The sequence below is a fragment of the Psychrobacillus psychrotolerans genome, assembly GCF_900115805.1.
GTDB classification, from domain to species: domain Bacteria; phylum Bacillota; class Bacilli; order Bacillales_A; family Planococcaceae; genus Psychrobacillus; species Psychrobacillus psychrotolerans.
Map to the genome: position 1 here is coordinate 46,538 of NZ_FOXU01000005.1, position 12,989 is coordinate 59,526.

Annotated in this window: 15 protein-coding genes and 1 pseudogene; 13 read left to right on the top strand and 3 right to left on the bottom strand. The window is 35.1% G+C overall.

The window, feature by feature from the left end:
• The first annotated feature begins 2 nt into the window (after window positions 1-2).
• From BM260_RS10980 to BM260_RS10995, 4 genes are all read left to right on the top strand, one after another.
• On the top strand, window positions 3-467 hold the full coding sequence (locus tag BM260_RS10980) for a YndM family protein (protein WP_139219918.1): 465 nt from the start codon (window positions 3-5) through the stop codon (window positions 465-467).
• 53 nt (window positions 468-520) lie between these two features.
• On the top strand, window positions 521-736 hold the full coding sequence (locus BM260_RS10985; protein ID WP_093537400.1) for a histidinol-phosphatase: 216 nt from the start codon (window positions 521-523) through the stop codon (window positions 734-736).
• A 121-nt stretch (window positions 737-857) separates the two neighbouring features.
• Entirely contained in the window at window positions 858-2,303 is a 1,446-nt protein-coding gene (locus BM260_RS10990) for a magnesium transporter CorA family protein (RefSeq protein WP_093537401.1), read from the top strand.
• Window positions 2,304-2,411: 108 nt separating this feature from the next.
• Window positions 2,412-3,314 (top strand): DMT family transporter, encoded by a 903-nt coding sequence (locus BM260_RS10995; protein ID WP_093537402.1) that lies wholly within the window; start codon window positions 2,412-2,414, stop codon window positions 3,312-3,314.
• Window positions 3,315-3,380: 66 nt separating this feature from the next.
• On the opposite strand, the gene BM260_RS11000 is transcribed toward BM260_RS10995, so the two are convergent.
• The 3 genes from BM260_RS11000 to BM260_RS11010 form a co-directional block, all read right to left on the bottom strand.
• On the bottom strand, window positions 3,381-4,346 hold the full coding sequence (locus tag BM260_RS11000) for a polysaccharide biosynthesis protein (protein WP_093537403.1): 966 nt from the start codon (window positions 4,344-4,346) through the stop codon (window positions 3,381-3,383).
• Window positions 4,347-4,398: 52 nt separating this feature from the next.
• Window positions 4,399-4,995 carry a DUF1796 family putative cysteine peptidase gene (locus BM260_RS11005; protein WP_322788082.1) on the bottom strand — a complete coding sequence of 199 codons (597 nt, stop codon included), beginning with the start codon at window positions 4,993-4,995 and terminating at the stop codon, window positions 4,399-4,401.
• Window positions 4,996-5,123: 128 nt separating this feature from the next.
• Entirely contained in the window at window positions 5,124-5,495 is a 372-nt protein-coding gene (locus BM260_RS11010; RefSeq protein ID WP_093537405.1) for a DUF4183 domain-containing protein, read from the bottom strand.
• 204 nt (window positions 5,496-5,699) lie between these two features.
• Here BM260_RS11010 and BM260_RS11015 point away from each other — a divergent pair.
• From BM260_RS11015 to BM260_RS11055, 9 genes and pseudogenes are all read left to right on the top strand, one after another.
• Window positions 5,700-6,107: pseudogene (locus BM260_RS11015) on the top strand (GDP-mannose 4,6-dehydratase); the annotation flags it as partial.
• Window positions 6,104-7,006, top strand: coding sequence for an NAD-dependent epimerase/dehydratase family protein (locus tag BM260_RS11020; protein ID WP_093537406.1), 903 nt, complete (start codon window positions 6,104-6,106; stop codon window positions 7,004-7,006). The pseudogene BM260_RS11015 and the gene BM260_RS11020, both read left to right, overlap by 4 nt.
• A gap of 181 nt (window positions 7,007-7,187) precedes the next feature.
• A complete protein-coding gene (locus BM260_RS11025) occupies window positions 7,188-7,709 on the top strand; it encodes a tubby C-terminal domain-like protein (protein ID WP_093537407.1) in 522 nt (173 codons plus the stop codon).
• A gap of 133 nt (window positions 7,710-7,842) precedes the next feature.
• Window positions 7,843-8,265 (top strand): organic hydroperoxide resistance protein, encoded by a 423-nt coding sequence (locus BM260_RS11030; RefSeq protein ID WP_093537408.1) that lies wholly within the window; start codon window positions 7,843-7,845, stop codon window positions 8,263-8,265.
• Between the two features lie 19 nt (window positions 8,266-8,284).
• Window positions 8,285-8,722, top strand: coding sequence for a MarR family winged helix-turn-helix transcriptional regulator (locus BM260_RS11035; RefSeq protein ID WP_093537409.1), 438 nt, complete (start codon window positions 8,285-8,287; stop codon window positions 8,720-8,722).
• A gap of 5 nt (window positions 8,723-8,727) precedes the next feature.
• Window positions 8,728-9,204, top strand: a complete 477-nt coding sequence (locus BM260_RS11040; protein WP_093537410.1) for a glutathione peroxidase — start codon at window positions 8,728-8,730, stop codon at window positions 9,202-9,204.
• 92 nt (window positions 9,205-9,296) lie between these two features.
• Window positions 9,297-9,647, top strand: coding sequence for a hypothetical protein (locus tag BM260_RS11045; protein WP_139219919.1), 351 nt, complete (start codon window positions 9,297-9,299; stop codon window positions 9,645-9,647).
• Window positions 9,648-9,807: 160 nt separating this feature from the next.
• Window positions 9,808-11,193 (top strand): MATE family efflux transporter, encoded by a 1,386-nt coding sequence (locus BM260_RS11050; RefSeq protein WP_245762704.1) that lies wholly within the window; start codon window positions 9,808-9,810, stop codon window positions 11,191-11,193.
• A 98-nt stretch (window positions 11,194-11,291) separates the two neighbouring features.
• Complete coding sequence (locus tag BM260_RS11055) at window positions 11,292-12,959, top strand: diguanylate cyclase domain-containing protein (protein WP_175496277.1); 1,668 nt, start codon at window positions 11,292-11,294, stop codon at window positions 12,957-12,959.
• Window positions 12,960-12,989 lie beyond the last annotated feature (30 nt).

Below are 12,989 nucleotides of genomic sequence, written 5' to 3' on the forward strand. Positions count from 1 at the left end.
ATATGAAAGCACTATTAATGAAGTTTGTCATGATAACTGCGGTGCTATGGATTGTTTTAAGCCTTTTTTATGACGTTTCTTTTACAGATATACTCATTACTAGTGTGGTTCTAACAGCAGTAGGATATGTAGGAGATGTCTTTATATTACCTAGAATAGGAAATACTTGGGCGGGGATAAGTGACTTTGTCATTGCCTATGCCGTTATTTACTTGTTGGGATCATATTTTTATGAGCAACCAATTGCTCTAGGGACAGCTTCTTTTATATCTGCATTGTTGTTAATGATAGGAGAATTCTTGTTGCATCGATATATGGACACAAATATCTTTGAACCAAAGAAAGTTAATCCTGATGAGAAGGTTGGATACTATAATCGAACGAATCTCCAAACGGAGTTTGCTGAGGAATTCAATACTGATTCGATAGCACTAGAAAAAAGCACTGATAAAAAGTTAAAAAAGTAAGTATATAATTCACTATTTGGACCAATCTAATACAGCCAGGGAGGTGAGCAGTCATGGGAAACAATAATAACCGAAATAACAATAACAACAATAATAACAACAACAATCGCAATAACAATAACCAAAACAATCCAGCTGAGTTCGGTGAAGATTTCAACTTTGACAATCTAAACGAGCAAAACCAAAACGAACAAAACAGAAACAACAACAACCAAAACCAACGTAACAATAACCGCAACAACAATAACAACAACAACAACAATCTTTAGTAACAATTAGTTAGCTAATACAGTCATTCCTAAAGTAAACTTTAGGAATGACTGTATTTTGGTTTATAGATGAATGTACGGTGGTAAAGAATAATAATGACAAACAAGGGAGAGAACTTAAATGGATAAAATAGAAATCCAACCCTTGAATATTACTGATGCATATATGACGTATTTTTTTCCGTTTTCTTTTCGAGAGAAAGAGCGGAAAGAGCTAATGGCACAACTTGAAAAGAATCATTACACGTTTTTTACTTTAGATAATGAAGAGCTACAAGATAAGTACTATGGAGAAAATATTAACATTTCACATGAGGAATTGGATCAATTTTTTCTGCCATTTATTGAGGATAAGCTTTTCCCTCCTTCGATTAAAAATAGGGGATTTTTGCGTTACTCCAAAGTAATTAAAGATTCGTTTGTATACGAAGTACATGACAATAAACTAAATTTTATCATTAATAGTATGGATATTGTCTTGTGTCCATTCGGTATCGGTATCATTACGATCCGGGTAGCAATGGATCAAGAGCAGGAAACATTGACGAATTTATTGGATTGCATTGATCATTTTTGTGTGCTTGAACCCAAGCTTCCCAAGGATAAAGGTGCTAAAATCCACCATGATGGTAAAGTGTTCAATAATACAAATGAACTTGTTTTTGACTATATTTGTTTACCGTTAAAGCCGTATATCATCCATAATGAGAAATTAGCGGGTTATTACGGGAGTCTTCCTTATTTTGAGGATGAGCGAATGCATACTTCTGTATTCCTAATAGCGGATGATAAAACCGAAATTACAAAAGATCAGCTGTTCCGCTTGGCGCATTTAGATGGTAAGGATATAGACGGAAATGCATTTATCTCTAGTTCCAACCCAGAGTACGTGAACCGCTATGTTGATGCACGTATTCATGATCGTTGGGCACCGCATACATATACAATTTCTTCTGAACATACTCAGGTCACTATCTCTAATAAGAAAAAAGAACAGTTAAAACAAAGTGTTTCTCAATTTATGAGTGTGCATTATTATAATTTAATGTTGCATTACTATTATAAAATTATATTGTTAAAAGTTTCTTATGAACATAGTGAAGTTAGTTGGGCAAAGGATAAAAGATATGTAGAGGAGTTAATAGAACTCATATCAAAATTCTATTCACGCTATTATTTTGAAGAGGTTTCGGCTAGAACAGAAGGAAAAGAGCTTACCCAGAAGTTGCGGGAAGTATTTCGTTTACAAGATCTTTTCGATGAGGTAAGACAAACTGTAGATGATCTATATAAGGCTCAAAACAATCAAGCAAGCAAACGACGTAACTCATTGCTGTTTATGTTAACTATATTCACAGTAGTTTCGGGTATCTATGGGATGAATCTTGTTATTGAGGATTGGAAGGGAAAAACAGATTGGTCGAAGGTTCCGGGATATTCCTTTTTTGAGTGGATATCACTTATTACAGCATTAACAGGAATTGGTCTAGCGATCGCTATAATAGGTTACACTACTTGTAAAGGTATTTATGATAGATACAGAAAGTGGAAAAGAGATAAGTCCTAAAACTTCTTATTGTAAAATGAGAAGTTTTTTGTATTTCTTATTTTAATTTTATCCAGTATATTAAGATTAGTTTATAAGCAAAGAAAATTAATAGAACGGGGTAAGTTAGTGAATCAAGCAAATGCATCCAAATCAATTGTATTACCATTAATCATTTCCATTATAGCAATTTCGTTTGCAGCTATTTTCGTCAAGTGGTCTCATGCGCCCGCAACAATATTAAGTATGTATCGCATGATTTTAGCGACCCTGCTATTACTGCCAGTTGTATGGATTAAAAGGGCAGAGTTTAAAAAACTAACAAACAGAGAATGGCTATTACTGTTTGTCGCAGGTATGTTCTTAGCTCTACATTTTGCACTATGGTTTGGTTCTTTAAAACTGACAACAGTTGCTAGCTCAACAATTATTTTGGCATTGCAGCCGATTATCGCGTTGGTTGGTGGTGTCATTTTGTTTAAAGAGAGAACTACGAAATCCGCACTTATGACCATGGGTATTGCTGTAATAGGAGCGGTGATGGTCGGATGGGGCGATTTTGGTCTAAGTAGAAATGCCATTCTTGGCGATATACTTTCTTTTCTAAGTGTGATTGCGGTTGTTGGATATTTATTGATCGGGCAAAAAGCAGTGAAAGTAGTTTCCCATTGGATTTATAGTTTCACTGTCTTTGGCTTTGCCGCTATTGCACTCATTGTCTATAACCTACTCGCAGGTGTTGCTATGGGAGGGTATGATTCAAGAGAGTGGGGAATTTTTGTGTTGTTAGCGGTAGTACCGACTATTTCTCATTTGATAAACAATTGGTTGATGAATTATGTAACAGCTACTACGATATCTATGAGTATTTTAGGAGAGCCGGTAGGAGCAACTATCCTTGCTGCTATTTTCCTAGGAGAACGATTAGTAGGCTGGCAAATTGTTGGTGGTATTCTAGTGCTAGTCGGTGTGTTTTTGTTTATCCTACAGCAGATGAAAAGGTATCCTAAAAGTGAAATACAAAAAAACTAGACAATTTAGGCGAGTCTAGTTTTTTGTTATTTACTATTTTAAAGGCAATTTGAAATGTACTTTTACTTACTTTAGAAAGCCTCCTTCTACTAATAGTTCTTTAATTTCTTGTTTTGTCATTAAATTTTGTTTTGTATCTACTAGAATAGAAGGTATAGAAGAAGTTTTGCTGGTAGAGTTCACAGGGGTAATTTTTATCAGATCCTTGTTAAATACGGTGGCCATTGGTATTTCGTTTTCTGCTACTAATACTTCATGAGTCTTTTCTCCGACTCGAGCACCGGTTTCAAGGATGTGAACATTTTTCTTATTGTAATACTCGATGAGAACTTCTGCCAAGTCGAGTATATTACAAGCGTTCATATACATGACAAAAATTTCTCCTCCATTTCCCAACTCTGTAGCTTGAAGTAGCGTTTTAATCGCTTGTTTTGGTGTGACAAAATAACGTGTCATCCTTTTATCGGTTATCCGGATTTTGTTCTCTTCTTCTAGTTGTCTCATGAAAATTGGTAGGACACTGCCACTGCTTCCAAGCACATTCCCTCCTCGAATGCACAAGAACCTAGTGAGCGAACCTAATTCGTTTGCACCAAGAATCAGCTTTTCCCCAAGTGCCTTTGTCATTCCGTACGTATTAGCTGGATCTGCAGCTTTATCAGTAGAAACATAAATTACTTTTTTGACTTGGTTCTTTATGGAAGTTTCAATTACATTCTGCGTTCCGACTATATTCGTTTTAATAGCCTCTAAAGGATTTTCCTCACATACGGGGACATGTTTTAGTGCGGCTAAGTGAAAAACATAATCCACACCAACACATGCGGAAGATAGAGCATTTTCGTCTCGTATATCCCCTATACTAAATTGTAATCTTGTATCTTCAAAGTTCTGGCGCATCATGACTTGTCTATTTTCGTTTCTTGAAAAAATAATAACTTTCCTAGGGTCAAGAAGAAGAAGTTGTGTGACTAGTTCAATTCCCCATGAGCCTGTCCCCCCGGTTATCAATATTGTTGCATCGGTAAACACCATTTTTCCTCCCTAATAATTGCTTGATTTTAGAAACGTTTTGCACATTAAGCTACTTGCGCAAACGAATCCCGCTTAACACCTCTTTCCATAAGTCGTGATTTCCTTCCCATTTGTCTATATTAGGAAACTCAATCGAACAAACTTTATCTAAAGGCCAACTTTTTTCTACAATTCCTGGAACATATGTGTGATTGATAAGTAGAATACTGAAGTCGTGTTTTACTATTCTGGAAAGTACGTCTTGTAAAACAGCTGCATCCTCGAGTGTACCTTCTGTTCGAACGAATAATATTCTTTTAGCATTTTCCATTTCTGAAAGAAAGCGTTGAATTCTTCGTTCGTACTTCTCCATTACTTCTGCATAGCCCCCTAAATAATTTAATGTATTTTTTTCTCCATCAAAATCATGATTGGAAACAAGATTATAGCCATCATCTGAAAGGCATATAAAATCATCGGCGTAACCGATCACACGTAGATTATCATATTCAAGAAACCCTATAAAACGATTTTCTAGTAGTTCATTTACCTGAGATAGATCTATACTAGCCATCCAATCTAGTACTCCTGAGTATGGTCTAAGGTTGTGTTTTTTCAATTGTATGGAAGCTAAGCAAAGGTCCCCAAGGCCAAGGCGTACATGCACCTTATTAATAGTTAATGCTAGAGAATGAAATAGAGCAGGGGCTAGTTTCCTATAAGTAGAAAAATAATTTAAGATTGCTTCGGAGAAAAATAGAGAAAGGACAAATAAAAAAAGACAGGTTTCCCTGTCTATTCTGATACTATCTCTGGATGAAAGTTGACCGTCTCCATAATAATGGGAGTACCTTTAGGGATTTCTGAGTCATCTGGTAGAGAGAGAAGTAAAGATCCAATTCCATCTTCTCCAGCTGTATATGAGAAATTTTCATCCATCTGTAATACTCCATTTATATATACATTAAAGTAACTGTTGTTTAAATTTAGAACCGGCAACGATTGCGCTATTTCCCCCTGATCAGTTAGAAAATCGGATGCATTAATCTTATGCGTGGTAACCTCATGGATAGTTTCTGGTACCTCATGAAAGTAGCGTGCTACAGTGGGTGAAGTTGAAATCGTTTGTTTTGGCGTGATAGCTAATTTAACAATTTTTAAAGCCAAACATGTTCCTCTTTTTCATTTCTCTTTCAACATATGACTAAAAGTCAGAGACAGGTATGGGTATTTGAGCGGTTTTTGGAAAATGAGAAGAAGTACCTAATGTATACACATTTTTATTATTTCATGGATACACTAACTTTATTTATATGTTAGGGGGGAAGAAATGATAAACCAACCGTACGTCCTAAAGGAGAAGGTGGAGTTGTTTCTGTATTTTTAGATCGACTTCAAAAAGGTGGACATATCAATGTACATGGCGATGGACAGCAAACGAGAGACTTTATCTACGTAAAGGACATTGTTGCTGCCAATATTGCGGCATTGGAGTCTGGTAATCAAGAAACGATCCAGGTAAGTACCTCACAAAAGACTTCCATAAACGATATATTATCCTTATTAACAGAGATTCATGGAATATCCATTCAACGAGAGTTTACTGCACCGAGGGAAGGGGATATTAAACATAGTTGCCTGTGCAATGAAAAGGCTAGAAATCTGTTAAATTGGAATCCATCATATACAATCGAGGATGGTCTAAAAGAAACGTATACATTCAATAAGCATTTAGAAAGTGACTCTAGTGCATATTTTGAGAACGAGCTAATGGAATGACCAACGAGACGAAGTTATTAATAACAGGGGCTACTGGTTTTACAGGTATTCATGCCTGTCGTCATTTTCAACAAGCTGGCTACGAAGTAATTGGAGTTTCTAGAAAGCCATTTACTATAAAAGGTAGTCAAATACAAATCGAACCGTGTGATCTAACAAATAGAAATGAAATAATGGACTTGATAAAAAAGCACAATCCAGACAGAGTCCTCCATTTGGCAGGGCAAAACCATGTACCCTCATCCTGGACAAATCCAATCGCTTCTTTAGAAGTAAATACAATGTCCACAGCTTATTTACTGGAAGCGATTAGACACGAAATTCCTGAATGTAGGGTTGTAGTCGTAGGGTCTACTCTTCAATTTGATATAAATGATATTACAACTTTAGAACATCCATATAGCTTAAGTAAAACCTTACAAACACTAGTAGCAAGGTCTTGGCAGTTATTATATGAAATGGATATCGTCATTGCGAATCCGTCAAATTTAATAGGTCCAGGAAAATCAAACGGGGTTTGCTCTATTTTAGCTAAAAAAGTTGCAGAAATGGAATTACTAGGGTCAGAAAAAGTTCTCAAGATAAACAATTTGTTGGCCCAACGCGATTTTCTAGATGTGCGTGATGCAGTTAGTGGATATGAAATTATTTTTAATAAAAGTCAATCTGGTAGTATGCATAATATAACCTCGGGACTGCCAAGATACCTAAAAGAAATTACTAGTAGTTTGCAGGCCATTTCTAGTGTTGAGTTCACAGTGGAGTCTATTGAAGATAAATTAGAAGAAAAAGAGATTATGCATTCTTCTAATCTTATAGTAGAAAATATGTCATCTTTTATCCCCTTCGATAAATCAATGGAAGATATTCTAAATTACCAGCGTAAATCGCTAGCATAGATGATAAAATCTATAAGTGCAGATAATGTTGTTGAATGCTCATGAGCTAATATGATTCATGAGCATTGCTTTGTTACATATAGATTCAGAAGGGCCTAAATCTATTAGACCTTAATAGGGATTTGTTTCCCGGGAAATAATTTAGTCGAGTTATGTAGTAATTTTCACAGGAGGAATAAACATGGCTAACTATACATACGAACAACCGGTTAATATTGCAGAGAATCCGAAAACCCCTGTTTACAATGAAAGAGGAGAAGTTGTTTTTATATTTCAACGATATTATTCTAATGGTTTAAAAAAACGGTTAGATAAAATAATGGATTACCGTTACTTTCTTATCTATAACGTTTACGATAGTAACGAGAATTTAATTTGCATGTGTAAAAAACTATCTCGAAAAGGTAGGGTTTATTTTGAGGTTTATGACTATATTAACGAGAATAAATACTTAGTTGCTTATGATAAATGGAAAGAGCTCGTTCCAGACTTACTAATATCAGATGGTAATGTACAGATAAAATTGGATAAGGAAATGGAAGACTGGTCTAAGTTTATCTATAATGATAGTGAGATCGCCAAGTGGAAGGCAGAGCTTAATGATTTATTTAAAATTCAGCTTGAAGTGAATGATAACTCCCCTGTAAATAATGTCGGATTTTATATCGCGATTAGTCAGTGTGTATTGTTTATAGGTTCTTAAATAAAAGTGTGTGGAATTTTCTGATGGAAAATTTCATACACTTTTTTGTAATGCATATTATTTTACATCGTACACGATATAGTTTATTCTGATAATTAGATGGAACGCAATACAAACTAGAGGAGGAAAGAATATGAAAACATTATACGAAACAACTATTGTAAATACTGGTGGACGACAAGGTGAGGTACATTCATTAGATAATATATTTTATTTGGACATTGCTAAACCACAAGCTTTAGGCGGGGAAGCGACTACAGCATCAAATCCAGAACAACTTTTTGCTGCGGGATACAGTTCTTGCTTTAACAGTGCTTTAGAGCTTGTGTTAGAACAGGATAAAGTAAAAGTAGAAAAAAGTGAAGTTACTGCTACTATTTCATTGATTGCGGACAAAGAAAACGGCGGAGTGAAATTAGCTGCGAAGCTAGAAGTAGAGATTTTTGGGTTAGACGATCATGAGTTGAAAGAAAAGTATGTGAAAAAAGCGCATGATTACTGCCCATATTCAAAAGCAGTAAAAAATTCCATTGATGTAGAAATAATCGTAAAATAATAATTTAGGTGTGATTTTCATGAACAATCCTTCCAAGTTGGAACAGCAGCTATGCTTCGAGGTTTATAAAGCATCTAGTAACTTTTCTAAGTTGTATGCACGAACTTTGGAGCCATTCCATTTAACATTCTCTCAATATCTAGTATTGCTCACGTTATGGGAACAGAATAACTTGTTAGTGAAGGATATCGGAAATCAATTAGGTCTAGGAATTGGAACCTTAAATCCAATTATTAACCGAATGATTGCAAATGGATGGCTTAACAAAGAGCAGTCTGACAAGGATAAACGAGCATTCGTCATTTCATTGACAGAAAAGGCATTAGAGCAAGAAAAACCAATCGAACGGGCAATTATTAGTAAAATTACTAGCTGCAATTATTTAGATATTAACGCCAAGACTTTAATGACTAACCTTAAAGAGTTAAATGCATTTCTAAATCAACTTAAGGAGTGAGTAATTTGAGTATCTATGATATTAAAGTGAAAAAATCGGACGGCCAAGAGTACGAATTAAATGAGTATAAGGGAAAACCAATGCTTATCGTAAACACAGCAACTAAATGTGGATTAAGCGGTCAGTTTGATGGACTTGAAAAAATATATAATGAGTATAAAGAAGAAGGGCTTGTTGTTTTAGGATTCCCGTCGAATCAATTTAAACAAGAGTTAGGTAACGCGGAAGAAGCCGAGCAAGCATGTCGAATGAGCTATGGTGTTACATTTCCAATGCATGAAATGACTAAGTTAAATGGTAAAGAAGCGCACCCACTATTTCAACATTTAACATCTAATAGTAAAGGGATATTGTCAAAAAACATCAAATGGAATTTCACTAAATTTCTTGTCGATAAAAATGGTAATATCATAAAAAGATATGCACCAACGGATAGTCCGGAATCGATAAAATCCGACATTGCAAAAGTAGTTGCTGAATAACCCTCAACAAAACAAGACTCCATTTAACTTTTTATGTTTAATCTTGAGAGAAAAAAGGAATAATAGTGAAAAAGATGAAATGGGGAAAACCTATGGGGAGATTAGTAGAGAAAGAACAGATTCTTTTAGCTTACTATGTTTGTAATTTCTTGGAAAAAAATGATAAAAATGCTGACGGATTAGGGGAAGTTTTAACAAAGGCATTAGGAGATAATTTGACTAGTATTCAGGAAGCACTAAACAACAAAGGTTTGCTGAGTGACCATGACCAAATGATTACTAATGAAGGAATATTATATATAGACAATATTTTACACATCCAATCTGATGCTGTAGAGCGAAATAAATTAGCTTATGTAAAGGATAATCTTTTGACATATGAAATAGAGTTATCTGTTCCAGAGATTAAAGAGTATATTCATAAACATATAGGGATTGAATAATAGATAATTGCACGTTTGACTTCCTCAATAGTCAAACGTGTATTTTTGTATGAAGGATCAGGAGAAATTTAGTATTAAGTCAATAAAACCAATAGGAGAAAATCAGTTTCTATGGTAAGATTCTTCTTATTAAAAATTTCAGGATAAAGAAGGAGTAGCAGTGGTAGTCACTAAAAAGAACAATTTAGGGGAAAAGTTAAGCTTATTTACTTTGACTTGGCCGATATTTTTAGAAGTATTTTTATTTATGTTAATGGGAATAGCCGATACTTTTATGCTCAGTGCACTCTCGGATGATGCAGTATCAGGAGTGGGCGCGGCAAATCAGTATATTCACATAGCAATATTGGTATTAGAAGTTGTCGGTAATGGTGCGGCGATTGTTGTTTCTCAATATCTAGGATCGAAACGTTATGTAGAAGCATCAAAGATATCAGGTTTGGCAGTGACATTAAATTTATGTGTCGGAGTAATCCTGAGTATTGGTTTTGTTCTATTTTCCAAAAAAATGATGGTTGCGATGAATTTGCAAGGCGATGTTTTAGCACACGCAAATCAATATTTGACAATTGTTGGCGGAGCAATTTTTTTACAAGCCATTATTAATGCTCTCGCAGCTATTATTCGTGTACATGGATATACAAAACAGACCATGCTTGTTTCTCTTGGTATGAATGTTTTTCATGTAATAGGAAATTACGCATTAATTTTTGGGAAATTTGGTTTTCCAGAACTAGGAGTACAAGGTGCGGCTATTTCATCTGTATTAAGTCGTTTTCTAGCTTTGCTTGTCTTTTTCTGGTTGCTTTATCGGGTAATGGAGTACCGTGTGCAAGTGCATTATTATTTCACTCTGTCGAAAGAATATATTGCAAAAATTTTACGGATCGGTCTTCCGTCTGCATTTGAGCAGATTTTGTATCAGGGTTGTCAAATTGTGTTCCTGTACTATGTGACCTATTTAGGAGCCGAATCATTGGCTGCAAGACAATATGCAGTTAATATATCGATGTTCACATACTTGTTTGCAATTGCTATTGGAATGGGAACAGCAATTATCGTCGGGCGACTTGTAGGTGCAAGTGAAAAAGAGGAAGCATATAAATCCGTCTGGTTTAGTGTGAAATGGGCAGTTATTTTTACAGTAACAATGGTGACTATTGTCATAGTATTACGCTATCCATTAATGGGACTATTCACTGACAATAAAGAAATAATTGAGATAGGTGCATCTGTACTATTATTAAGTTTTCTTTTAGAAACTGGTCGGACGATAAATATAGTCATTATCAATTCTTTACGTGCAGCAGGTGATGCAACTTTTCCTGTATTTGTGGGAGCCTTGTCAATGGTAATGATGAGTTTACCGTTAGGATACTTTTTAATATTTGTACTCGATCTAGGGTTAGTTGGAGTTTGGTTAGCCATAGCAGCAGATGAATGGACCCGTGCTACAATTATGTTCTTTAGATGGAAAAGCAGACGTTGGGAAAAGTTTGCGCTTATACAACCTTCAAAAGGGGAAGACAGACCAAGGGGTAGCTAGATAATTTCCTATCTGGCTCATTCTTGGTCTATTTTTCCATTCAATAAGCTTAGTAGTGTATATTTAAATATAAATATTGTATTAAGAGGTGAATGAACATGGCGAATGAAAATCTATCATTAGTTAAGGCGCTTATGTATGGAATTCCAGAAATGGTCTTTATATTGAGGGTCGAAGAAAAAAAACAATTTATATGTGAGTTTTTAAATACATCTTTGAAAAATAGATTGAACCTAACTCATGAAGCAGTTGGAAAATCGTTACATGGCATTCTCTCTGAAGAACCTGCAAACAAGCTACAAAAGGAATGTATGGAAGTGATCAAGAAGAAGAAAATTCACTTGTTTGAGGAATGTATTAAGATTAAAACGGGTGACAGAATTTATGTTGAGATAACTTTAACACCAATCCTAAACGAGGATGAAGTATGTACGCATATCGTGGCTCTAGCAAAGGACATAACAACTGAGAGATTAATAGAAATCGAAAAGATGAAAAGTCAAAGTCAGTTGGCAGCAACAGAATCCGAATATAGATCTCTCTATGACCATAATCCCGATGCTATATTTAAAATTGATTTGGAAGGATATATAACTAGTGGAAATCGTGCACTGGAACAATTGAGTGGTTATACAGTAAACGAACTTATTGGAGAATTTTTTATCGACTTTGTAGAAACAAAAGACAAAGAAGAAGCGAAAGAATGTCTTGCTCAAGCATTAAACGGTGAACTGAGGGACTATCGGTTAAACTTTTTGGGTAAATCGGGAACTTTAATGGGCTGCTTAGTAAAACTAACTCCAATTATATTAGACGGACGGCAAACGGGCATTTTCGTCGGAGTAAAAGATATGAGAGAGTTAGACAAGCTTGCAAGCAAATATATTGATAGTGAAGAAAAGTTTCGTATTATAGCAGAAAATGTACAAGACGTTATTATTTTATTGAACGATAAGCAAGAGTATTTATATGTCTCACCTTCTGGCAAAGAAATATTTGAATATGACCAACAAATTGGGGAAAAGCATCCATTTTTGAATATACATCCAGGTGATGTAGTGCTTTTAGAAGACCGTTTTCAACAAGCTATTAAAGACAAGAAATCTTACAAAGTTGAGCTAAAAGCGATGCATGTAAATAAGGGGTGGATATGGACTGAACTAAATGGTACCCCGGTATTTAATGACAGTGGCAAGTTTAAATACATGCTACTAATTGCTCGTGATATTTCGTTGCAAAAAGAGAATGTAGACCAATTAGAGTATTATGCCTACCATGATTCTTTAACAGGATTACCAAACAGGCGTTTTTTTACAAATCGCCTTCAGGAAATTTTAGAGCAAGAAGAAAAAACGGGTGAAGGCTTTGCGGTAATCCTTCTAGACATTGATGACTTTAAACAAATCAACGATAACTTTGGACATGAAACAGGAGACGATGTTATTCAAGAGTTTGGTAGCAGGTTAAGGGAAGTCATAGATTCCGAAGATTTTGTAGCGAGATTAGGGGGAGATGAATTTATCGCTTTAATCGCCAATATCCACGAGGAAGGTCAAATCTTGGAAAAGGTAGAAAATATTCAGCAAGCTATCCAGGCTTCTTGGTCAATCAATGATTATGCATTGAATATCTCTGCAAGTATTGGTATTGCATTTTCTTCTATAAGTGGCACTACAGCTACATCCGTTTTTAAAGAAGCGGATAAGGCTATGTATGATGCTAAAAATTCCGGTAAAAATTTAGTTCGTTTTAATCATCCCAATTAAAAAGCAATCTCAAGTCGTGAAATGACTAGA